This window comes from Gemmatimonadota bacterium (genome assembly GCA_040882465.1).
Taxonomy (GTDB): domain Bacteria; phylum Gemmatimonadota; class Gemmatimonadetes; order Longimicrobiales; family Gaopeijiaceae; genus JBBEBG01.
Genome location: JBBEBG010000024.1, coordinates 1 through 23,037 on the forward strand (window position 1 = coordinate 1; position 23,037 = coordinate 23,037).

The following is a 23,037-nucleotide window of genomic DNA, read 5'->3' on the forward strand; positions in this document are numbered from 1 at the left end:
CCCAGGGGAGGACAGAATTTAGAGAGAAACAGGGACATACTTTAGAGAACCCACACCACAGAAGTATGGAAATCACTGTCTAATGTCTGAATCCTCATCAGAGGCATTCCAAGGGCCCGACTACAGAAAGGGCCCGGAGATCGAAACGGTCCATCCGGGTCTGAATCCTCATCAGAGGCATTCCAAGGGCCCGACACCACAGGCCCACGGGGGTTGTACTTGCCATGTTTCGTCTGAATCCTCATCAGAGGCATTCCAAGGGCCCGACCACGGCGGGCTGCTGGTCGCGACGAAGATCGTAGCGAGTCTGAATCCTCATCAGAGGCATTCCAAGGGCCCGACCTCGATAGACTGATATCGAGGATCGTCGGACAGATGGGTCTGAATCCTCATCAGAGGCATTCCAAGGGCCCGACACCGACCTGTTAGATAACATCTGGTCGGCGGAAGTCTGAATCCTCATCAGAGGCATTCCAAGGGCCCGACCGCTTCCTGATGGGTCGGTTATTCCGGAACGAAGCGTCTGAATCCTCATCAGAGGCATTCCAAGGGCCCGACCTAATACAGCATAGGACCCAGAGTAGGAAATCGGGGTCTGAATCCTCATCAGAGGCATTCCAAGGGCCCGACCGCGGTCGAGGCTGGTGAGTGGTGCGGGGGGAGGCGTCTGAATCCTCATCAGAGGCATTCCAAGGGCCCGACATCAGGGCCCTGTGGATATACTCCTAACCCACACGTCTGAATCCTCATCAGAGGCATTCCAAGGGCCCGACTTCGAGTTCCGCCAGCGCAAGAAGGCCATCAACCGGGTCTGAATCCTCATCAGAGGCATTCCAAGGGCCCGACATATTCAGGAACACCAATGTTCCACATCCTGATTGGGTCTGAATCCTCATCAGAGGCATTCCAAGGGCCCGACCCGTCTGGTTCTCTCGACCGACTGTGGAGTACAGTCTGAATCCTCATCAGAGGCATTCCAAGGGCCCGACTCGGTGCAGATGGTGTGGCGGACAGATCCGACCACTGGACGTCTGAATCCTCATCAGAGGCATTCCAAGGGCCCGACACGGCAAGATCACCGACGAGAACTTCCCGAATCCGTCTGAATCCTCATCAGAGGCATTCCAAGGGCCCGACAGGACGATCTCGTTCCGGACTATGCCGCTCAGATGTCTGAATCCTCATCAGAGGCATTCCAAGGGCCCGACTGCTTCCGCCAGAGTACGAAGTGCCCACGACTATTGCGTCTGAATCCTCATCAGAGGCATTCCAAGGGCCCGACATCGTTTGCTACCAAACCTGTCGCCCCGAACCTATCTGGAGTCTGAATCCTCATCAGAGGCATTCCAAGGGCCCGACCGAGTGGCTGGGAGAGTTCGAGCCCGTCACCTGTCCGTCTGAATCCTCATCAGAGGCATTCCAAGGGCCCGACGTGCGATAGCTCGGTTTCCGAAGCCGATGCTTGTTCGTCTGAATCCTCATCAGAGGCATTCCAAGGGCCCGACGCGACGAGGGAGCAGAACCCACCGCACTATCACGTGTCTGAATCCTCATCAGAGGCATTCCAAGGGCCCGACATCAGGAAGCGGAAGGAGATGGAATCGAGGATGAAAGTCTGAATCCTCATCAGAGGCATTCCAAGGGCCCGACTCCGACATTCGTTCGGTTGATCCGGCGGAAGCGGTCGTCTGAATCCTCATCAGAGGCATTCCAAGGGCCCGACGAACCCCGGTACCGGCTTGACGGCCGCGACCACGACGTCTGAATCCTCATCAGAGGCATTCCAAGGGCCCGACATCCCTATGCGCCCGGATCCTCCGGGTTCTCGTTGTCTGAATCCTCATCAGAGGCATTCCAAGGGCCCGACTGCTTTCGACCGATGGGAGCGTGAGCAGGAATCTCGGTCTGAATCCTCATCAGAGGCATTCCAAGGGCCCGACTCCATAGATCTTACCTGGCTCATCGTGATGCACGAACCTATTACCGAGTCTGAATCCTCATCAGAGGCATTCCAAGGGCCCGACATTCAGAGCCATGGCTGTCTACGCCGGGGTATTCGTGTCTGAATCCTCATCAGAGGCATTCCAAGGGCCCGACCGCTGACCAGAAACGAGAGCTGATCTCATGGCAGGTCTGAATCCTCATCAGAGGCATTCCAAGGGCCCGACTTTGGCAGCGGCTTTTTCGACCTGAGCATGGGAGGGTCTGAATCCTCATCAGAGGCATTCCAAGGGCCCGACGGTGACTGCGATACCGTGCTGTTTTTGGCGGATGTCGTCTGAATCCTCATCAGAGGCATTCCAAGGGCCCGACCCCGAGTCGCCTCGAGATGGCGACCCGGGCGGGAGAGTCTGAATCCTCATCAGAGGCATTCCAAGGGCCCGACTCCATAGATAGCGCCACCGCGGGCAAGTGGGCAACCTTGCGCACGCAGCGGGCCGGCGCGGTTCAACCCGTGTGTGGTCCAACCTTTGCGGCGCCCACGGATGAGATCCTCGCAACCCTCCGCTCTCTCGGCCAGTCGACCATGTCATCTCGTCCATGGATCCTCTCATTCCAATGCTGCATCGCCACTTAGCAGGTCGCAACAGCCGAAACGCCACGCACGCGGTACGTCGAGTTGCGAACTCGCCGGCACACTCCCGACGATTCCTGATACCACAAATCACGTCTGTATTTGACCATAGAGAGGCTTCCCACCTACAGACGCGTCACGACTCCTTTCACGCCTGTTTCTCGAAACCCGCCTCCAGGCTTCGCTCGAAACTATGCAGTTCGAGGAATTTGCGAGCTCTTTCAAGCCCGTCGGCAAGCCCAAGACGCCTCACACGCGCTGAAGATCGAGCCCCGGCTCCTTCCCCCCCGGCCGCCCTGAACTTCGCAACCGAACTGTCCGAATAAGTGGTCCTGCGCCCTATCCAGGATATGGGCGCATTCCTTGACCAATTTTGCACATCCCGAGCCTTCGCGGAGGCTTGGCACCGCGTTCGTGCCAAGGGGTCCGCCGGTGGACATGACGGGGTGACCGTAGCCAGCTTCTCCGAGAACGCCGTGGAATCGCTTCGGCAACTCCGAGGGGAGGTCCTGAACGGGACATACACACCGACTCCACTCAAGGAGATCAGCGTTCCCAAAGGCGGGTCGAGGGAACGTCGGATCCTTCGTCTGCCCTCCATCCGCGACAAGGTCGTCCAGGAGGTCGTGCGCTCGGGAATGGATCCGCAGCTCGACCGGATATTCCTCGACATGAGCTACGGATATCGGCCCGGAAAAGGTCCCCAGCGCGCCGCCCGTCGCGTCACTCACGAGATCGTCGCCGGAAAGTCCCCCTGGGCGGCCACCGCTGACATAGACGACTTCTTCGGTTCCCTCGATCATTCGCGCCTCCTCGCACTACTCCGGGCGCACTTCCCTGATGATCCTGAACTTCTTCGCCTCATCGAGCTCTGGCTTCGCATGGGAGCGATCGACAGACGCCAACGATGGCTCGACATCCGCCGGGGCGTGGGCCAGGGTGCTGTGATCTCGCCGCTCCTGGCCAACCTTTATCTCCACGAGTTCGACGTCGCGATCTCAAGAGAGCATCGGATGGTGCGTTACGCCGACGACTTCGTACTTCTCGCCCCGAGCGGCGAAAAGGCGTGGGAAGCTTTCCATCAGGCGGTTGCGTTCCTTCGCGAGAACCTCGGTCTCAACCTCAATGAAGATGTTTCTCCCGTCGCGTCGCCTGAGGAGGGATTCTGTTTTCTCGGACTTTGGTTCGTCGGGGCTGAACGACGGCTTGCACCCGATCGCGCGGCTTCCATTCGGCGCCGGCTCGACGCCATCGCTCGAAACGCGGACCACGAGGATCCGGAGCGATTCCTGAACGAGGTGAACCTGGCCGTCCTGGGGTGGAAGCGGTACTACGGCGTACTTCTCTCTGAGGGCGCCGCTCACGAGCTCGACGTCATGCTCTTGGGTGCGCTCAGCGATGGCATTGCTCGACTTCGACGTGCGGGGCGCCTTCCACATCTCCGTGCGGGCCTCACGCTCATCTCGCGTTTCGAGCTCGTGGTATCACGCACAGACTCCGATCGCCGTGCCATCGACGTGCAAATCTGGAAGGGCACCGACCCCGGTGAGTCGCCCGTCTCCCAGACGTCGCTCACCGGTTCGCGTCCCTCGGAGCAGCCTCGCCGGACTCCGCCCACGCCCCAAAGGGTCGTTCAGACAAGCAGACGCCGCCACCACATAACCCGCGCCGTAGCTTCCGATCTCGTAATCAATACGCCCGGTCATTTCGTTGGAAAGAGTGGCGAGAGGATCGTGGTGCGGTTTCAGCGGAAGACTGTCGCTGAGGTCCCGGTGCTTCACCTGGGATCCCTCACGATTGCGGCGAGAGGTGTCTCCCTCTCCTCTGATGTCTTGACGCTCTGTGCCCAGAAGGGTGTTCCGCTCCTCGTAGTGGACGGCATCTCGCGCGTCCAGGCGCTTCTGTCGAGTCCCGCGGCCAAGAAGGTTGGCGCATGCGTGGGACAGGTGAAGGCCCTCAGCGATCCTCGGGTCTCCCTGGGCCTCGCAAAGGCGTTCGCCATCGGCAAGATCCGCAATCAGATGGCGCTCATGAAGTATGCAGGGAAGTACCGCAGGCGAGCAGATCCAGATTTTTCTGCGCGGCTCGATCGCGCCCGGGAGGAGGTGGGGGGCCTCCTTCGCGAGCTGAAGGCACTCCGCCACGACCGAGTCGAAGATCCGCGACAAAGCGTGTTTCTCCTTGAAGGCAGGGCCGCCCAATGGTACTGGGATCTATTTCGCCTGGCCGCGGGCGGCGCCAGTTCCTTTCCAAGTCGTGTTGGAAGGGGCGCTCGCGACCCCGTAAACATGCTTCTCAACTATGGCTACGCCGTCCTTCAGTCGCGGGTTCAGCTTGCAATCGTCCGATCGGGACTGGCTCCGGAAATCGGGTTTCTACACGCTTCCACCGAGCGCCGCCTCGCGCTCGTGTTCGACCTGATGGAAGAGTTTCGCGCACCAGTCGTGGATCGCGTGGTTCTCGCCTACCTGAATCAGCGGCAGCCCACCGAGCTCGGCACCGATGGCCTCCTTCATGCGGAAACGAGGGGGCGTATCATACGCCGATTACGAGAGCGGCTCGGCTCCCTTGTCCGATACGGCGACCGGCAGTTGACCCTCGAAGAGGTCCTTAATGCCCAGGCCCGCCGACTGGCGGCGCAGTTTGGCGGTGGCGCCCCTTATCGCCCCTTCCTCGCAACCTGGTAAGGTCACACCACCAGCGTATCGGTCTCGGTGACGGGGCCTCCCACTCGAAGGGTCCGTCGCTCGCAGGCGGCGCACAGCACGGCGACGAAAAGGGCATCACCGGGAAGTGAGATGAGAGGCCGAATCGCCTGAAGCATGCGTCGGCGATCGGTAGCGACGAGGCGGCACTCGAACACGCTGTATTGAATTGGGACGCCGAAGTCCAGAAGGAGGTCGTGTACTCGCTTCCTCCGGGATCCGTCGACGATGTCGTACGCGACAACATAGGCTCGCGCACGCGGGTTCGGGTTCCGTTTCGGACGATGGTGCGAAGTCGCGCTCATCTCGAGGAAGATTGTTGGACTGTGACGGCTCCCACTTGCCCCATCCCCACCGCGGTGTGTGCGCCAACGCCGGCGTAGTAGGAGAACCGGGTCAGGATCGAAAGGGCTCGCGACGCCTCGGGGGATCGATACCGGCGGGGGAGCGCGAATGCGGCGCGCCCCTGGAACCCCACTCTTTTTCCGCCGGAGGGTCCGAAGTCGAGCATGCGGCTATGCAGGTCGAATGCCGCTACACGCACCGCGAGGTCGAGTGACCTGAGCGACGGCCTTCTGCCTGTGCGCCGAAAACCCCGCTCGCCGACGGCAGCAAGCAAGGTCCGAAGTCCGTTCGCGCACGGATCCATGAGTTCTGGGGTGGCATGGGTCCGCCACCGACGCCACAATCCGCCGAAGATGAGATGTGGAATTGGAAGAGGCAGATGCCCTCCCCCGGCCTCGAACGTTGCGGGCGAGTCCAGGTGAATCGTCCAGGAAACGGCCGACGAGCTGTCTTCGGCTTCCTCGACCAGTTGGGTGTAGCTGCCGATCCGCACCAGCGGATGTCCCTGAGACGAATCGATCACCTGACAAATCTCAAATCGAACGGGATCCGACCTCGGCCCCAACCAGACGGTCTGGGGAAGGTGCGTCGCCCACCCGCGGAAAACGGACGTCAACTCTCCCATGAGCGAGGTCACTCTCACGCCGAACAAGGCGCCCTTGCGCACCGTCACCCGTGCGCCACGTGACGGCAAATCTCCAAACAGCCCCGACACGGTCAGGCCTCGCGATGTCTTGTCGGACTTCAGTTCCTCGGCGAGCCCCGCATCTTCCGCGCGGAGAAGGTTGAGGATCGCGGAGTAGCAGAGATATCCACTCGTGGAAGGAAGAGTCCCGGAATCAAGCGCCCGCAGCACCAGCACCGTACTCAGGAGGTCCGCACAGCTCGGCGCGGGCATTCCGACGTCGGGCCGCAGAAGTCCAGCCCCCCGAACCATCGAGCGAGCCGGCATTGGCTACTTGACCTGCTTGACTTTGCCGTTCACTACTTGCTTGATCGTTACGCTAATCTCGTCACCGACCTTGAGTCCCACGCGACTGTAGTCCAGCAGCTCGCCCGAGTCGAGCTTGATTTTGACGGCACCGTAGTTGTTCACCAGCTCGATGACCGTCGCTTTAATCCTGTCGCCTGCCTTCCTCACCGATTCCGTGGGGGCGGGGATCGATTCCTCCGAACCACCACCACCCGCCCGACGTCCGGGAAGGGAATTCGGCGGCGCTTCCACGTCGTGTGGGGATGGGAGCACCCACCGGTGCTTCCATTGTTCGTCCGTTCGCCTTCCCCTACTTGGTCCCTCCGCATAATCAGTCAGATTAGAGGCCGGTTTGTGTTTCCACTCGAGCAGCTTGGCGAGCGCCTGAAGACGCGGCAGTGCCCAGACCTGCTTCTCGGAGTCCACAGACTCTCCGTCGTGGGAGAACACCCGATCCCGGAAGTCGCGACGGGCCTGACCGACAATGTTCTCGACCTTTTCGTCATGACGGACACCCCGAAAAGGATCGGAATATCGTGAGGCGACCGCCTCGATGACGGGCACGCACTCCAGCCTCACGCTACCCAAACCGAGCGGCTTTCCCATACCGAGTCGGTGCCGCTTGGTCTCTCCAAGATCGAGTGCCGTCAGCAGCGCACCCAGCTCCACTGAGGAGAGATTTTCGAACCTCACCCGCCCGGTGAACGACACTCCGGCCCGGACCGGTCGGATCACCGTGTGTAGTTTGGACTTGGTCCAACGGCCCTCTTTGTTCTGGAAAGCACTCCCCGCTTGGACGTCGAACTGACCGGGCCCGTCGCCCATTTGTTCGAACGCGTCATGCTCCTGCCCTTCCTTGTGCCAGTACGCCTTGTGCCCCCTGATAAGGGCGTTTGGGTCGTCGTAGTCACGCAGTTCATTCTGATCATTCCCGGTCTGCACAAGATAGAGCTGGAACGATGAGGGCTTGGGACTCGAGAGGATCTTTGGCACGCGGCGCTTCCGCGGATCCCCGTCCAAGAAGGGACTGGGGTCCATGCAGCGCGCGTCCTCGAAGGATACTCGGCCCTTTATCGGCTTCGGCCGCGACCCGAACCCGGAATGGAGCATCCCGAAGATCGCTCCCGCCAGATCGATCTCGTGGCCGGCACGAAGGTCCTGGGGAAGCGCTTGCCTTGTTCGATTCTTGTACGGAAGCCTAAACATTCGTGCACGGCCGAGGGCATCGACTTTCCCGCCTTCGACCAGGTAGAAGACGGCATCGCCATCCGCAAACTCGCCAGGACGGGCTCGAAGGCGGGACTCGGGGAATGCGCCCTCCTGCCACTGCGTGATCTGGTCGGGCTGATTGACCTCCTCGAGGACCGACTCCGGAACGGGAAGGTCAGTTCCGATGCCCTCCACCGAAAAAACGAACTCGTGTTCCTTGCCCTGCATCGGCCCCGTGCAGACAAGACATCCGTCCTCCCATTCCTCCGCGTTCACCGGCTGCTTGAGTGAAATCGCCGAAACCAGTGGAAATCCAGGGCCGGGGTCCCCTTCGGCTCGCTTGAACCAGACTGGAGGATACGCGTCGTAGTGCCGGGGCCTCGTCCAATCGGCATCATTCAACATTGGGAGGGAAACGCGCAACACCTCCCGCGGCTCCACGGTTGCCGCTGAACGATTGACTCTCAAGAAGCCGCCTTTCACGGCCTCCATTCGCTCCGTATACCGCTCTCGAGCGCTCTCTGGGAACCCGAAGGTCCGGTAATAGAGCTGGCGATCGTCCACGCCGGTGAATCCGGAGTAGCTGATGATCTCCACCAGCGACCGGATCATGCCCCGCAGCGAGCTTCCCGGAATGAACGGTGTGGTTGGATCCTCGCCGTGATGAAAAAAATCGGTTTCGAGCTCAGGCCCCCCGCCCGATGAAGTGGCGCAGCGCGTGTAAAGAGGCGTTTCGGTCTTGATGGTAAGTGTGATGCTTCCAGTGTAACGGTCCGAGTGGAAACGGTCATGAAGGCGTCGGAGAAGGTGTCCGTCGGGATCGCTTTCCACCTCCGGGTGAGGCATCACCGAGTCGGGGAGCGGCACGAAATTATAGGGCGCGATCGCTTTGTTTTGCGTGTCACTCATTCTTGCGTGGCGATCCAGAGCCATGATCGTATCTCGAACTCAGGTCAACAAAAGCCCACGATTCTCGTATCGTGGACGCGCAGCATTCCGGTGTCGGGATCCGCATGCAGGAAGTGGCGAACCCGCAATGCAGACCGCCTCCGCATCTCCGGCAGACTCAGGGGCGGTGTGTGGATCTCTCCCGCCATTCCTCGTGCGAGGACGAAGTCTGGTTCCGGAGGACCGGGAAGAGCCTCCCCCGGCGTAGGCACCTCCTGTCCAATCAGCAGCCGCAGCTCGTCCAGGTAAGAAGCTTCCGGATCGGCATCCTCGGCGAGCCACTCGGCGCGAAATTCGTTCCCCGCCCGTTGCATCCTGAGCTCCCCCGATTCACCGAACAGGTGGAGCCGCCACAACGTCCGCGGACGTAGCCGCGGACACCGCCAGTCACCGTGGTCCGGCGACGTCCTAAGCGTACCATCGCTGACGCGACCCCAGATGATTCCGTCGTCGGCGAACGCCAACATCCACATACGAGGGTCCCGCCTGGCCGCTTCCGGGCGGAGCTCGAGCACTTCGTTCGCGATAGCCTCGGTGAGTGGCGGATGGTCGAGTGGAATCCGTCGTAGGCAAAGGCCATCCTTGATCTCCAGTGGCATCATGGGCCTCCGGCAGGGCCGATCGACTCGAACCCGATGTGGTCGAGAAACGCCTTCACCCATCGTTCCAGTTCATCAACCGATTCCCCCTGAGCATCGAGTCCGCGCGCCGGATCGAACGCACCGAGCGTCCACTTCTTCTCGTCGCCACCTCCTTCAGGGCGATGCGTCAGGCTCCCCTTCATTCCACGGACGAATCCCCTCCCGATAGAACTTCCGCGCCCGATCGGAAGATCGCCGGCGTAGAGATCTCGGAAGATGCAGATGCAAAGGCCCGCGAGGGCCTCGGCTCGCGCCACACCCGAAAGCTGAACTCTCATCGCCACCTCGGCGGTGCCGTTAAAGAGCGCGTCTTCCTCGAAAAGGAGGTGGTCCCGCGCACCTCCGGTCCAGCCATCGATGCTCACGCGGGAATGGCGCAGTATCCGTCCTCCAGTAATTCGCGCGTCATCGACTTCGAGTAGCCCAGCCCACGGCACCTCGTCCGCAGCTCCATGACCATGCAAGGGACCGAACAGGAGGCTCACGAGTTCCAGCCCCGCGCTGGGGTCTCTGGGAGCGAGCGTGCGCACGATCTTCACCGCACGGTGTCGCATGACCCCCGCCAACGACGTCCCCGGAAGGAACTCTTCCAGCACGTCCGCCTCCGACGTACGTCTTTGGATGGCCCGAACGTCGGCCGCAGCGGGATCGTGAGTGGTCGCGCCCACAAGCATGGATCCGGTGACTTGGAGTAGGGCCCTGATCTCGAGTTGCTCCCAGCGCGGACGACGGATCTCGGAGCCGAGCCGTGCGGCCAGGATGTCAATCCCCGCCACGGGCTGCGGAGTAGGAGCCCGATCACTCCCTGACCCGGTCTTCGCCTCCGGCCCCACGCGGTCGAAGAGGAGCCATGAGAGGAGACCGCCGGGCGTCCCGAGCTCGAAATCCCACACCGACCAGCGGGCACCGTCGGCATTGGGAGCAACCCGGCAGCGTCCAAACCCCCGTCGGGTTCGACCTCCAAGCCGCACCTCTCCGGCCTCCAGTGCCCCGAGGCACGTGAGGAAGTCCTGAAGGGTCTTGGCGTCGTCTCCCTCCCGGCCACCGAGCACCAGCTCGAGGCGGATGGGGAACCGAGTACCCACTTCGAGAACCTCGAGGTCGAACTTGGCGCCCTCCTCCACCACACCAGACCCCCCATCGATTCTTATTCCGTCTCTGGTCGCGCAAGCGGCATGCAACGCGAGCGAATCGTCCACGATGAGTGCGCTCTGGCCTACTGCGTCGTCCGCGTCGCCGAAGAGTGGTGAGGTCAGGCCGGATGCTTCCTTCCTCATGGGCCCGGCGAGCCGCGCTCGTAGCGCATGCCGAAGGAGCCCGGCGAGCGTGGACCCAAGAAGAATCGGAGTGTCGGATATCGAGTCCCGTACGATCGCCGAATCCGTCGTAGCCCATGAACTGGGCGCGGAAAGACTGGTCTGAGAGGTCAGCTCGAGAACTCCCTCCACCACGATCCGGCGGGATTGTGGCCGAGCTTCCAGGTATCGCGGCTTCATCGCTCCGTCTCCGAACGGTCCATTGCCACCGTCAGCACCTGGTCGAGGAATCTTCGGAGATATTCGAAGTGCGCTCCCGGATCCTCAGCCATGCTCGACGCCGGGTTGCGTTCCTTCTGGACTCGCGGACCCGATTTCGCAAGCGATTCCAGGCCCAACACCGCCCAGATGGCCGGGCGACCCCGCACTTCCTGGAGCAGCGCCCGAACAAAATCGAAAGTCGGGATGCGTTGCCCTTCTTCACCCAGCCTGAGCTTCTTCAGTGCGCGTCCGGCCTTCTTGTCCTCAGCGTCCTTCAGCCACGCCTCGATCTCGTGAGGCGAGCGGGCCGTTCGAACCCGCTCGCGCAATCTCGCCAGAACGCTGCCTGCCACCGAGACACGGTCTGGCACCTGCTTCCGCGCAGCGGGGCCCAGACGGCGATTCAGCTCCGCACGGATCAGCCGTGCCTCCATTTCGGCCACCACGCGTCGGCCCTCCTCAGTCCGCGCTCCACTGGCCAGCGGTGCACGTGAATCGGATTCCTCATCCGCGGCGGCCGCGGCAACGGCGATGTGGTGATGCGACCAAACGAGGTCTTGGCCGTGCCAGTTGAAGACCACTCTTCCATAACCTTCCGCCCGGCGACCTCCCAGGCCCGCCCACTCCACCGCATGGAGGTCCCCGGCTTCAAGCCGCTTCGCGACCCGCCCGGAGAGGAGGGTGCCCGCTTCGAACACTCGCGACTCCGGCAGGGGCATCCTCCATACGGACGGAAAACCCCCGCGGACTCCCTGGCGCCCGAACCAACGCACGGAATCATCCACGAAGCGAATGCCTCGATCGGCAAGTTCACGAAGGACTTCCGCACGCGCGGCCCCGCCGAAGTCACAAGGACCGGCGTACTCGCTTACGAACGTCACGGTGAGGCGTTGCCCCTTGTCGATTTCGGCCGATGGTATCGGCTGTTCTGACCATTTCGAGGCATCCTGGGGACCTGTCACGTTCGCCACGACCCGTCCGCCATATTCCGTCATTCGAGATCGGCCCATCCGGAAGCGATCCCGTGAGAAACACCTTTCCATGAGCCCGGCCAATGCTCGCGCGACGTCCTCAGAAGCGTCCAGAAGCACATGCCCGACGAACGTCTGACCTGGCGAAAGCGCCTGATACGTGAAGATGCCCCCATCAATCGGCTTTCCCACCGATCTGTCCCGTTGGTGATGAAAGCGCGTCTCCACGCCGGGACCCATCGCATGGATGCCAAAGCCTTCCGCCTCCAAGAAACCGTACGCCATCGAGTCAGGGAGCCGGTCCAGCCGCCTTGCGCGCGACCCGGAACTGCTTTCTCCGTCCGAGTCGGCGCCCCCGTCTGCCCCTTCGGCGCAAAGATCAATCGCTCGACCATCCTCATCACGGTCCAATCGCAGCGAAGCCGGAAGCGGGAGGAGGCGACGCGCGGTCTTTGGCTCCTCTGGATAGGCGTTCAGATAGCGGACACCTCCGTCGAGGAAGAGCTCACGGAACTGAGGATCCATCGGTGGATCCGCCGGCGAGTGCTCAGCAAGAAATCCCGCGGCTGCTATGCCGCGAAAGACGCTGCCTGGGATGTAGGTTCGGGTGCTTAGCGTATTGGGATCCCCTCCGGGCGCACTGATCAGGAGCGGAGAGGTGAGTCTCGTTCGAATGCCCAGGACCCAACTCACGAGTGTCCTCCCGCCGCAAGCAGCGGCTGCGCCCATGTACGCGTCAGATCGTTTCCATCGGCGTCCACCAAAGTGAGAGACACGGCGCCCTTCCCTCTCGATCGTCCGAGCCCTATTCGCCGGACCGCAAGCGCGCAGCCGGCGAGGAGGGCCTGTGGCCGTTCGCCCGGATCGCCGCCCCAGTCAATTGGAGAATAGAAGTTCAGGCCTCGACGAAGAGCGCGCGTTCTCCGCAGGGTCCCCTTCAACGGGGCGCCTGTGGTGGGGTCGATCGCTGTCTGCGCGCGAATCTCCGTGAGAGTGCCGAGGATATCCGCTGCGCTCGCCCTCTTTGCTTCGACTGCTTCGCGGACCTGAGCCCGGACATCTGGAAGCAATTGCCCATCGGCGATCCGGAAATGCGAAATGCTCCGGGCGTCCGCGGGTCTACCGAACAGCCACTCGGCCGCTTGCACCCATTCTGCCTGAGGGAACGCACCCAGGATGAGAGCGGCTTCCTCCACCAGAAGCCCTTTGAGCCGACGTCCCCCGATGAAGGGTAGACCCCACTCGTCGTACTCTACATCCACGTCGACTTCGGCCGGCATTCCTTCCCCGCCACCGATCGTCGTTGCACTCAGGAGCGTTATGCGAAGCCATACGTCGGTCATGGCTTCACCTCCGTGGAACTCGTGGCGGGCAGGAAGTCCATGAGCTCCAACAGGTCGATATACGGTGTTCCCCCGCCCCCGAAGCCCGTTTGATTCCAGGCACCTCCTGGCAACTCCAGCGCGCGAGTCTCCCGCCACTCCTGCAACTGGTCCTCCGTCGCTGCAAGCCCTAGCCGCAGCGCGCCCGTGAGGCGGTCCTTCAGAAGGCTTCTCCGATCCGCCCAGACTCCGTCTGGGTCCTGCACCGCCCCAATCATCTCGCGCAGCCTAAACCAGTCTTCCAGCCCCCCCGGGCTTGCTCCAACGGCGTAGGGGCGAAGGGTGAGGCGGCCGTCTGGAATCGCGAATTTCCGTTCGCGGAGTTCTTTGATGCTCATTTCGACTCCGCCATCCAGCAGGTGCCAATCCATCACGCCACATTTCGGGCGGCCCGCGTTCTTCCAGGCCAACTTGGCAGACCTGCATAGGGAGTCGGCGAGGTGGTAGGCCCGGGCGAACGGATAGTGGCTCTTGACCAGAGCGATCCCGGCGCATGCACTCAGCTCCAGACCATCCGGGCCCGATCCAAATGCCTGGAGCATCGCCGCAGTGAGATCGAGAGCCAGACGTCCATCACAGACCAGCGTTATGTCGTCACCGCCGAAGACGACGAACCTCAGAGGCAGGTTCACCGCGCCAGTCCTCGAGGTGCGAAGCGGCACGGAATCGGCCACGAAAAATCCGTCGGCGGAAACCGCTGTCCGGGATACTACCCATGTGAGTGCGGCCTCGACCGCACGGGATCCCGCTGCGTCCACGGCAGCGGACAAGTCGCGAGTCGCTGATACGAAGTCTTCCGGGGGTCGAGGTCCTTCGGTCAGAAGTTCCGAGAAAAGGCCCCCGATTCCGTTGCCGTCCAGATGGACCACGCCGATGAAACTCTTGTCCCCCTCGGAGCGTCCGAGGTCATCGAGCTGGAGTGGGAGCTCGAATGAGACATTCGCCTTCGCAGGGGAAGAGAGGACTTCGGCGGAGTCCGCGGTGAGTCGAGCCTCCCCACTCGCGAGGATCTCCTGAACCATATCGCGAAATCGACTCGCCGCGTCGTCGAGCGTAGAACTTGCTCTCGCCGCCTCGATCTGATGACTGATGGCCTCCTCATCCTCTATGACGTTTGCGGGCGTGCGTGTGATCGCACACGTCGCGGTCACTCCAAGTCCAGGGGTGGGAAGACCCACCTCAGGCTGCGCCTTGCGCAGTGTGAGGTTGCGAAGAGCGGTCGCCATCGCTTCAGCCAGGTTTTCGGCAATTTCCTGATGTACGCATTCCACGCGGAGTCCCGGCGCACGCGTCAGAAGGAGTCGGGAATACCGCCGGGCAAAGTCCTCGGCCTCGTCGCGGGTGCGAAAGACTAGGGCGATGTTTCCTCCACCCGCGAAAAAGAGCTCGGCGCGCAGCTCCGGTCGAGTCGCCATGGTGAGCCCGGGAGTCGTGAGGTCCCATTGTACGGCACCGGGCGTTGCTTCAAACTGCGTCTTCACCGCTTCGTGAGCCCACCCGTCGGCATCGAGGGCACATCTCACAAGATGAGAGGTGCCGATGTTGTCCCGGAGCCGATTGCTGCCGAAGACGTAGCCCTGGACGGATCGAGCGTCCAACACCGTCAAGATCATTCGGAGCCCCCTTCCTGGGCCTGTGTGATCCAATCCCGAATCACGCCATCGAGCCCCACGGAAAAGACATCGTCGCCTCCAGCAACGAGTATCCGAGTCGGGCTTGCCCAGTTTGCGGACAGCTCGGCAGCTAGCTTCGCGATACTGGTAGAGGGGGCGAGGCAGACGAGTGCGAATCTGGCATGGTCCCCGCCCAATTGTATGGCTCTTCGGGACACTTCGAAGAGCTTCAGCTTCACCAGTTCCTTCGCGTCTGCGGTGCAGGAGATGCCGAAGAACGTATGCCCCCGCATGACGCTCGCGTCGACCTCGAAATCCGGTGTCTGCCCCGACCCACCCGTCGGCGGCACTATCCACCGAAGTTCGGTACCGATGCTGTGAAGCGCCGGGTCGTCTTCAGCCAACGCGCCGAGCGTCTCCAGAACGATGTCCTCGAGCCACTCACCCTCGAGGTATTTCAAGGCCCGATCCCAAGGCTTCCCGATCCGCTCCTCGATTCCCCTCAGCACACCCCCGAAGGTGAAGTCGACGGCACCGACCGCGTCAGCGACGGGACGCCACGCGTCGTCCATGGCCAGATGGCCGCACCCTTCAACGTCGGCCTTCTTGAAAAGCCGCGCGCCGCAGGCGCCGCAGAGATTCGGAAGAGGAACCAGGCCTTGTTTCTCCTGCCACCGTGTCTGGTGGACACCAAAAAGGATCCTCGACAACTCGGCATCCCGCGCTTCGGTTCTGAAGCCGGACGGATGCTTCCTGGACTTCGGGGTTAGCCCATGCAGTCGCGCCAACTTCGTCAGTTCGACGCGTGGGGCAGCCCGGAGATCGATTGGTGGAACTCGGACACCCCCGCCGATGACCAGTGCCGGCGGGTCCGCAGACAGGTAGGAAGCCTGGGTTGGATCCGCCCCACTGGCGATCCACTCTGCATAGGCATGGACGGCCATGGACTTCGTCCCACCGGTGTAGTTGAGCCCCGTGCTCCTCAATTCGGACACGCTGCGCATGGCTTTTCGCACTTCATCTGGGCTAGCTGAATCGCCGATTTCCCGCGCAATCTCGACCTCGAATCCATTTTCGGTCAGGGCGTTGACGAGGTGGGTCAACAGAGGCGTTGCTCCGGAGACTCCTGGCCTGGCCATTTGCTTGGTTGCGACCAGGGACACCTTTCTCGGTGCCAGGGCCAGGGCCGCGACCAGACACGGGAGAGGGTTGGAACCCACGAGAATGACCTGATGGTCGCTCAGGGGAAGCAGTCTCGCGAGCTCACGCTGCCTCGCGATTTCGACTGCGATGTCCCCGCGGCCGGATTCGGTCTCCTGCTCCAATTCGCTCATAGTTTCCACAGTCGAGGCTGCGCCCTTTCGGGCACGAACCAGTTCACGGCCCCTCTTTGTCGAGGAGCGCTCACGTTCTATGGACTATACCTTGTCAGCGCCTACTGTTCGACAGTTCCGATGTGTTCCCCCCTTCCGCCGATCAGTCAGACTGGCCGCATCGATTTTCCGCCGATGGAACTCAGGGGGTGGGCTCAAAGGGTACGTCGTCTCTAGTAATTCCGCCAATCATTCTCCCGGAGGCCTATAGTCGGCGCGGCGTGCGAAAATGATCGGGAGGTTGTCGACCTCGCACTCTGACAGCGTGATTCATATTGTCCCAAGAGCAGACGGAGACCGAGAAATGGACGAGATGGACGAGAAGAAGCGGGCGGCAATGCTGCGTTACGCCCGATTGGGTGTCCAAGGTCTTCTGCTGAAGAAGGACGACCCGGGGGAAGCGCTTGCCGAGATGCGGCAGATTGAGAGTAAACTGGAGATGACCGGCGACCAGATCCTTGTGCAGGTGAGGGATCTGATGCTCCCGTAGGGACGTGGACTGACGGTGTTCCGCCAGGCAGTCCACTTCCTCGTGGTTAGAAAACCCCTTCCCGCACCTGGTCCCTTCCGAGCTCGTCTCGCAGCTCGATCACCTTCCTCGGCGTGACGGATTCGTTCTCCGGTATCGGCGCCTCGCCCTTTTCTTTTCCGATCTGGACGACCGACTTCAGGTTTTCGAACTTCGCGGCTCCCTCCAGCGCCTTGTGATCGGCACCGTAGTACTCGAACCAGGGCAGCCCGGCCCGGTTGTACTCCTTCGCCGTCGGAGGCTTGCCGGGAGGGGAATTCCCCGTGATGGCTCGCCAGACCAGCGCGTTGGCCAGGTTCACGAAGCAGCGACTCTGGTGCCGCAGGTCCCAATCGCGGAAATCGTGGGAGTCGTCGTAGATCTCCTGGCGCATCCGCCCGCCGGCCGCGAGCCCCATGTCCGGCTCGAGGCAGTATTCGATGCTCGAGTTCAGGAACATCGCGGGCCGTGCCCGCCGCGCCCTCGTTTTTTCGTACACAGCCGGCTTGATCGGGTACATCGTGATCTGCACCCCGCCGTGCTCTTCCGAACCCGTCAGCTGCTCCTCGACACTGGTCCCACTCCCGAAAGGCATGGCCACGAACTGGCGGATGACGCCCTTCTCCACGCAGTACCCGTCCAGCCAGGGCTGCGTGGGGATCACCAGATAGTCCTGCGGATCCCGGTGGAGCCCGTCGCTCCAGGATTCGCCCGTCACTGCGTTGATCTTCCCCGTCGCGACCTTCACGGCGAACGGGTAGTCCGCTCTGAAGTTCAGCCACATGGCCTCGCTCTGGTACATCGGGAGCATGACGCCCCCGCGCTTCAGCCAGCGAGCCGGCACCCGCTTCGCATGGTCATCCACATGGCGCAGCGGGAAGCGGCCGAGACCGGGAGGCAGCGGGTATTCGTCTCCGTCATCCGGAATGCGCAGCGTCCGCTGGAATTCGACGCGTGCGACCGCGTCCGCATGCACCTCCGGAAAGGAGAACACCAGGGTGTCATTCTTCAGCTCGATCATCAGTTCCTCCCGTTCGCGTTCACCATTCACCGTCCCGGACCTCCCGCACGAGGCGGAGCACGGCCTGGTCGGGCATGTCTTTCAGTTCACGGATCAGCTCACCGAACAACTGCGGGCGCCGGCGGATGGCTTCCTGCAGATCGCTGGACACCTTTCCCGCCAGAGCCAGGAGGAGGTCGGTATCCACGTCGATCTCCTCCGCCAACCGCTCGAGGGTCTCTTCCGACGGCGGTGAGCCGATGTCGCGTTCCACCTTGCTCAGGTAGCTCGGCTCGATCCCGATCCGCTCCGCAACCTGCCGCACCGAGAAGCTCGGGTCGTCCTTCCGCCGCGCTTCCCTGCGCTCCCGTATGAAAGCTCCGAGCGTCGTCATGGTGTGTATCATGTAGTACACACTACCCGTGGTCAAGAGCGTGCGGGAGAACAGACGGTAGCCGCCCGGCTGGGGAAGCCGGTCCAGGTCTCGGACGCCGGGGCCCGGCCGCAGCACGACCCAGGCGGCGCGCTGGAGCGGGGTCCCAAATCCCCATGGCGTCGCCCCCTGTGTGGGGGCATCGTTCCCGAAATCGAAGGACCTGCGGGGGTCGGGAGCACGGATGGGAAAAGTGGGACGTCGCCCGAGGGTTGAATCAGGCCCGACGCGGCGAGCTCCTGGCGTCGGATGGCGTGTTCGAGGAGGTGCGTGCGTTCAGACGGGAAGGAACGGTCGGAGGTGAGTGACGGAAATCGGACTTGCGGGGCCCGGCTTGCCCGTGAAGCTTTGAGCATGTCAAAGGCTCGCCTCGATTTCCGCCGCCTGACCGTGGCCGAGCGGATTCAACTCGCCCAGGATCTCTGGGATAGCGTGGCTGAGTCGGAGGAGGTCTTCGAACTCACCGACGCTCAGCGAGCCGAGCTCGACCGCCGGCTCGCGGCCCATGGGAACGACCCGTCCGCAGCCATCCCTTGGGAGGTCTTCCGCAAGGAACTCCTCGAGGGCTGATCCCCCTCCGTGCGCCTCCGCTTCCGTCGCGAAGCCCGCCTGGATGTCCTCGATGCGCGCCGGTGGTACGAGAAACAAGCCGCCGGGTTGGGGTCCGAGTTCGCGCGGTGCTCGCGTGCTTCCATCACCGCCGCGATCCACTCGCGTGGTCGGAACGGCTCTGAGGTCATGCGTTTTCCGAGCCGGCCGCGATTGAGACGGACAATTGTGTGGGCGGAGTTGCACGAGCACGAGCTTGCGGCGAACTGGCAGCGGGCACGCGATCGGAAGCCACTCCTTCCCATCCCACCGTTGGCTTAGGAGGCGAGCTGATCCTGCGTGTGACGAAGGTCGAGCACCTGGGGCACTACCGGGTACGGCTCGAGTTCACGGACGGCGCGGTCAAAGACGCCGATCTCTCCGAGGAGCTCTTCGGCGAGGTCTTCGAGCCGCTCCGCAATCCGCAATTGTTCAGGGAAGGAAAGCTCAATGAAGGGACCGGCACCATCGAGTGGCCGAACGGCGCCGATTTCGCTCCCGAGTTCTTGAGCCGCATCGGCTCGGACGTAGAGCAGGCGGTCTGACGCCCAGTCTTCCCCGTGCACCCCTTCCCGCGGCGTTAGCTTTCCGGCTTCCGCACCCCACCGCCTCCGCCACGGACCGCAGACCTGGCGCGACGTCCGATGGCTTCGACCCGAGCGCGGTCCGCTCCGAACATCTTGGTCAAGCGGATCGCTGTCCCGACCGCAGCGTCCGACGTGCTCCAACCCCCGTCGAGGAAGAGGGCGAAACCAACCGCTTTCCCTATGGGAGGGCCCGGACCGGTCGGATATGCTGGGACGGTCCCAAGGCATCTCCCACCGTCTTCCAATCTGAAATCGGTTTGAAGCTGCCAGGTGGAGTTCATGCGACCGTTCCGACGGCCAAGATTTCGGACTATTTACTCTCTCGGCGGCATGCTCGAGGACGCCTCAAGGCGCGATTCTTCGTCGCGATGGGATACCGCCCCGAAACCCCGCACCTACTCCGCCGCGACCTGCTGGCCCTCGCCCGTGATGGGGAGGTGGCGGAGGTCGTTCCTTCGCCATTTGGGACCCGGTATGTTGTCGAGGGTACGATTGTGGGACCCGTCGGCGTGCGATTCACCCTTCGCTCGGTGTGGATCGCGCTTGGGCCGGATCTCCGACCGCGATTCGTCACGGCATATCCGATCGAGCGGCCCCTGGAGGCCCTATGACCGCTGAGCTCGACTCCGTAGTTCTCACCCGCAGTCTGCCCGATCACGGCCTGGAGGCCGGGGATATCGGGACCGTCGTCTTCGTATACCCCGGCGGCTCGGAGCTCGAAGTGGAGTTCGTAACCGCCGGGGGCGCTACAGTCGCCGTGCTGTCACTTGCCGCCGGGGATGTACGCCCCATGGGCCCGAACGAGATCCACCACGTTCGGGCGCTGCCGACGACGTAGACGACCCCCGTCCCAGCGAGGTCGTCCCTGCGGTTCGCAGTGTCGGCCGCCACCCTGAGCGGACTCTCCAACACCGTCGCTCCGGGAGGGGCTTCCATCCCTGTATGCCGCCTCATTCTGTCCATTCACGTCATGAATGATTATCATTCACGTCATGGATGCCAACCCCCTTCCCCGACTCGTCACCCCAAGCCTCGCGGAACGCCTCGAGGCCATGCCCGCGGTCGTCGTCACCGGTCCGCGGCAGACCGGGAAGAGCACGCTGGTGCAGCGCCTCGTCCCCGGGGAGCGGCGCTACCACTCCCTCGACGATCTCGACGTCCTCGATGCCGCGCGTCGCGACCCCGAGGCGCTCGTCGGCGGCACCGGGCCCGTCACCCTCGACGAGATCCAGCGTGAGCCGGGGCTCCTCCACGCCATAAAGCGCGCGATCGACCGACAGCGCACCGCGGGGCGCTTTCTCCTCACCGGGTCGGCGAATCTCCTCCTGATGAGCAAGGTCTCCGAGTCGCTGGCCGGCCGGGCAAGTTACCTCACCCTCTGGCCGATGACGCGGCGTGAACAGCGCGGCCAGGGCCGCTGCGGCCTTTGGGAGCAGCTCCTGGCAACGCCCGACGAGGACTGGCTCGATCTGATCGCGGCGGCGCCCGACGAGTCCGAGGACTGGCGTGTTCTCGCTCTTCGCGGTGGATTTCCGACGCCCGCTGTGAACATGCGTCGCTCCGCGGAACGCGCCATCTGGTTCGACGGCTACGTGCGTACCTATCTCGAGCGCGACCTTCAGGACCTCGCCTCGATCAGCGCCCTCCCGGACTTTCGCCGCCTCATGCGGGCCGCCTGCCTTCGGCTGGGCACGCTTCTCAATCAGACCGAGCTCGGCCGGGACGCCGCGCTTCCACAGCCGACCGTGCATCGCTGGCTCAATTTGTTGGAGTCCTCGTACCTCCTCGTTCGCCTCCCCGCCTACGCCGTCAATCGCACCAAACGCCTCATCAAGTCGCCGAAGCTCTACTGGGGCGATACGGGGGTGGCCCTTCACCTGGCCGGATCCACGGAGCCGGAGGGTGCGCACCTGGAGAACCTCGTCCTGAGCGACCTCATGGCCTGGCGCGACGCACGGCTCGATCGTGCCGAGATCTACTACTGGCGCACCGCGACGGGGGAGGAGGTGGACCTCGTCGTCGAGTCGGGGAAGAGGATTCTCCCAATCGAGATCAAGGCGGCCGGGCGGCCCCGTCTCTCCGACGCGAAGCACCTCCGCGCCTTTCGGGCGGAGTACGGGACGAAGTCACGGGCCGGGCTCCTCCTTCACACTGGCAACACGCTCGAGTGGCTCACATCCGATGTTCTCGCCGTTCCGTGGCGGAGGATCCTGTGACGCTTGCCCCCCCTTACGGAAGCGGACACGGTCCTTTTCCCGGACGAGGAGGTCACAGCGGTTCCGTCCCCTCGTTCAGCACCTCCAGGTACTCGCCGTAAGCGAAGAGCCGGTTCCGGCGCCTCCCCGTCACTTCCTTCGCGATTCCGAGGCTCTCGAGGGCCTCCATCCCCGAGGACGCGGCAGGAAAGGAGAGGCCGGTCGCACGCGCCACGTCCGTGAGCCTTCGAATGGGACGAGCCTTGAGCGCCTCGTGCACGCGCAGGGCAGAGCCGGCGCGGCGTCCGATGGCTTCGACCCGAGCGCGGTCCGCTCCGAACATCTCGGTCAAGCGCGTCGCTGTCCGGACGGCGTCTTCGGACGTCTCCCTCACCCCTTCGAGGAAGAAGGCGAGCCAGGACTCCCAGTCGCCCGTGCTCCGGACCTGATCCAGTAGCAGGTAGTAAGTGGGACGGTGCTTCTTGAAGTACAGGCTCGGATAGAGGAGCGGGTCCGACAGAAGCCCCGAGCTGCAAAGGACGAGCACGATCAGGAGCCGCCCCACTCGGCCGTTCCCGTCGAGGAAGGGATGGATGGTCTCGAACTGGACGTGCCCGAGCCCAGCCCGCACGAGGACCGCGTGCCCCCCGTCCTCGGCGTGATGGAAACGCTCCAGCTCCCCCATGCAGTCCTGAACGGCCTGCGGAGGCGGCGGCACGAAGGCGGCGTTTCCCGGCCTCGATCCGCCGATCCAGTTCTGCGAGCGGCGGAACTCCCCCGGAGACTTCCCGCTTCCCCGCCCACGGGAGAGGAGGACCCCTTGGATTTCCCGGATGAGCGGATTCGAAAGCGGAAATCCCCCGCGCAGCCGCCCGAGTCCATGCTCCAGGGCCGCGACGTTGTTGGAGACCTCCTGGACGTCCTCCATCGGGACGCCCGGGACCTCGCCCATCTCGAAGAGAAGGAGGTCGGAAAGCGAAGCCTGCATCCCCTCGATCTGGGAGGAGAGCACGGCCTCCTTTCGGACGAAGCTGTGGAGGAAGGCGAGGCGGTCGGGAAGGAGAGACGCGACGCCGTCCAGCCGCCCGAGGGAGATGGTGGCCGCCTCGAGTGCCTCCTGGAGCGGGCCGTCCAGAATGAGCGGATGGTTCGGGGGGAGTGGGTTGGGAACGAAGGCACGAACGCGCTCGTCCCCGGTCCTGGTCACCTCGTAGCGGCCGGGCTCTCCTCGATGCATGGCGGCCCCCAGGGCCGGAGTTACGAATTCGGAAGAAGGCTCCTCATTATTAATAGCTACGCACCAAGTATCAATAACGTGAGCGGCGCCTGTCTTGCGATGGGCGCGCACGCCGGAAGAGCGCCCGACTCGACCGATGAAGCTGGACCGTCCGGAACGCCGACCAGATCTGTGTGCTCGAGGGCGGGCGCAGGCTTCCATGGAGTCGCCCCCGAGCGCGTGACAGGATTCTCCCGA

Annotated in this window: 19 protein-coding genes and 1 CRISPR repeat array; of the genes, 7 read left to right on the top strand and 12 right to left on the bottom strand. The window is 63.0% G+C overall.

Annotated features, from left to right (window positions below; genetic code table 11):
- The first annotated feature begins 84 nt into the window (after positions 1-84).
- Positions 85-2,386: direct repeats of the CRISPR family, unit length 37 nt; unit sequence GTCTGAATCCTCATCAGAGGCATTCCAAGGGCCCGAC.
- 635 nt (positions 2,387-3,021) lie between these two features.
- A complete protein-coding gene (gene cas1 / locus WEG36_07250) occupies positions 3,022-5,262 on the top strand; it encodes a CRISPR-associated endonuclease Cas1 (protein ID MEX1257396.1) in 2,241 nt (746 codons plus the stop codon).
- 2 nt (positions 5,263-5,264) lie between these two features.
- On the opposite strand, the gene cas2 is transcribed toward cas1, so the two are convergent.
- The 9 genes from cas2 to WEG36_07295 all read right to left on the bottom strand — a co-directional run bounded on the left by cas2 (position 5,265) and on the right by WEG36_07295 (position 16,213).
- Positions 5,265-5,585, bottom strand: coding sequence for a CRISPR-associated endonuclease Cas2 (cas2, locus tag WEG36_07255; protein ID MEX1257397.1), 321 nt, complete (start codon positions 5,583-5,585; stop codon positions 5,265-5,267).
- Positions 5,582-6,523, bottom strand: coding sequence for a CRISPR system precrRNA processing endoribonuclease RAMP protein Cas6 (cas6, locus tag WEG36_07260; protein MEX1257398.1), 942 nt, complete (start codon positions 6,521-6,523; stop codon positions 5,582-5,584). The genes cas2 and cas6 overlap by 4 nt, the downstream gene beginning before the upstream one ends.
- Positions 6,524-6,580: 57 nt before the next feature.
- A complete protein-coding gene (locus tag WEG36_07265; GenBank protein MEX1257399.1) occupies positions 6,581-8,740 on the bottom strand; it encodes a TIGR03986 family CRISPR-associated RAMP protein in 2,160 nt (719 codons plus the stop codon).
- A gap of 20 nt (positions 8,741-8,760) precedes the next feature.
- On the bottom strand, positions 8,761-9,417 hold the full coding sequence (gene csx19, locus WEG36_07270; protein ID MEX1257400.1) for a CRISPR-associated protein Csx19: 657 nt from the start codon (positions 9,415-9,417) through the stop codon (positions 8,761-8,763).
- On the bottom strand, positions 9,354-10,892 hold the full coding sequence (locus tag WEG36_07275) for an RAMP superfamily CRISPR-associated protein (protein MEX1257401.1): 1,539 nt from the start codon (positions 10,890-10,892) through the stop codon (positions 9,354-9,356). Before WEG36_07275 ends, csx19 begins: the two co-directional genes overlap by 64 nt.
- A complete protein-coding gene (locus tag WEG36_07280) occupies positions 10,889-12,409 on the bottom strand; it encodes a hypothetical protein (protein ID MEX1257402.1) in 1,521 nt (506 codons plus the stop codon). The genes WEG36_07275 and WEG36_07280 overlap by 4 nt, the downstream gene beginning before the upstream one ends.
- A 164-nt stretch (positions 12,410-12,573) precedes the next feature.
- Positions 12,574-13,227 carry an RAMP superfamily CRISPR-associated protein gene (locus WEG36_07285; protein MEX1257403.1) on the bottom strand — a complete coding sequence of 218 codons (654 nt, stop codon included), beginning with the start codon at positions 13,225-13,227 and terminating at the stop codon, positions 12,574-12,576.
- The gene (locus tag WEG36_07290; GenBank protein MEX1257404.1) at positions 13,224-14,879 is read right to left on the bottom strand and encodes a hypothetical protein; all 1,656 of its coding nucleotides are present in this window, start codon (positions 14,877-14,879) and stop codon (positions 13,224-13,226) included. The genes WEG36_07285 and WEG36_07290 overlap by 4 nt, the downstream gene beginning before the upstream one ends.
- Entirely contained in the window at positions 14,876-16,213 is a 1,338-nt protein-coding gene (locus tag WEG36_07295) for a hypothetical protein (protein ID MEX1257405.1), read from the bottom strand. Before WEG36_07295 ends, WEG36_07290 begins: the two co-directional genes overlap by 4 nt.
- A 343-nt stretch (positions 16,214-16,556) precedes the next feature.
- Here WEG36_07295 and WEG36_07300 point away from each other — a divergent pair, with 343 nt between their 5' ends.
- The gene (locus WEG36_07300; GenBank protein ID MEX1257406.1) at positions 16,557-16,742 is read left to right on the top strand and encodes a hypothetical protein; all 186 of its coding nucleotides are present in this window, start codon (positions 16,557-16,559) and stop codon (positions 16,740-16,742) included.
- Positions 16,743-16,788: 46 nt separating this feature from the next.
- On the opposite strand, the gene WEG36_07305 is transcribed toward WEG36_07300, so the two are convergent.
- Both WEG36_07305 and WEG36_07310 read right to left on the bottom strand, forming a co-directional pair.
- Positions 16,789-17,781: a hypothetical protein gene (locus WEG36_07305; protein MEX1257407.1), complete on the bottom strand. Its 993-nt coding sequence runs from the start codon at positions 17,779-17,781 to the stop codon at positions 16,789-16,791.
- 19 nt (positions 17,782-17,800) lie between these two features.
- Positions 17,801-18,154: a helix-turn-helix transcriptional regulator gene (locus tag WEG36_07310; protein ID MEX1257408.1), complete on the bottom strand. Its 354-nt coding sequence runs from the start codon at positions 18,152-18,154 to the stop codon at positions 17,801-17,803.
- 393 nt (positions 18,155-18,547) lie between these two features.
- Here WEG36_07310 and WEG36_07315 point away from each other — a divergent pair, with 393 nt between their 5' ends.
- The 5 genes from WEG36_07315 to WEG36_07335 all read left to right on the top strand — a co-directional run bounded on the left by WEG36_07315 (position 18,548) and on the right by WEG36_07335 (position 21,584).
- A complete protein-coding gene (locus tag WEG36_07315; GenBank protein MEX1257409.1) occupies positions 18,548-18,763 on the top strand; it encodes an addiction module protein in 216 nt (71 codons plus the stop codon).
- 320 nt (positions 18,764-19,083) lie between these two features.
- Entirely contained in the window at positions 19,084-19,326 is a 243-nt protein-coding gene (locus WEG36_07320) for a DUF2442 domain-containing protein (protein MEX1257410.1), read from the top strand.
- Positions 19,254-19,979 carry a DUF6883 domain-containing protein gene (locus WEG36_07325; protein MEX1257411.1) on the top strand — a complete coding sequence of 242 codons (726 nt, stop codon included), beginning with the start codon at positions 19,254-19,256 and terminating at the stop codon, positions 19,977-19,979. Before WEG36_07320 ends, WEG36_07325 begins: the two co-directional genes overlap by 73 nt.
- A complete protein-coding gene (locus WEG36_07330; GenBank protein MEX1257412.1) occupies positions 19,976-20,206 on the top strand; it encodes a DUF4926 domain-containing protein in 231 nt (76 codons plus the stop codon). Before WEG36_07325 ends, WEG36_07330 begins: the two co-directional genes overlap by 4 nt.
- Before the next feature lie 136 nt (positions 20,207-20,342).
- Entirely contained in the window at positions 20,343-21,584 is a 1,242-nt protein-coding gene (locus WEG36_07335; protein ID MEX1257413.1) for an ATP-binding protein, read from the top strand.
- Between the two features lie 52 nt (positions 21,585-21,636).
- Here the strand turns inward: WEG36_07335 and WEG36_07340 are convergent, their stop codons facing one another.
- The gene (locus WEG36_07340) at positions 21,637-22,800 is read right to left on the bottom strand and encodes a Fic family protein (GenBank protein MEX1257414.1); all 1,164 of its coding nucleotides are present in this window, start codon (positions 22,798-22,800) and stop codon (positions 21,637-21,639) included.
- Positions 22,801-23,037 lie beyond the last annotated feature (237 nt).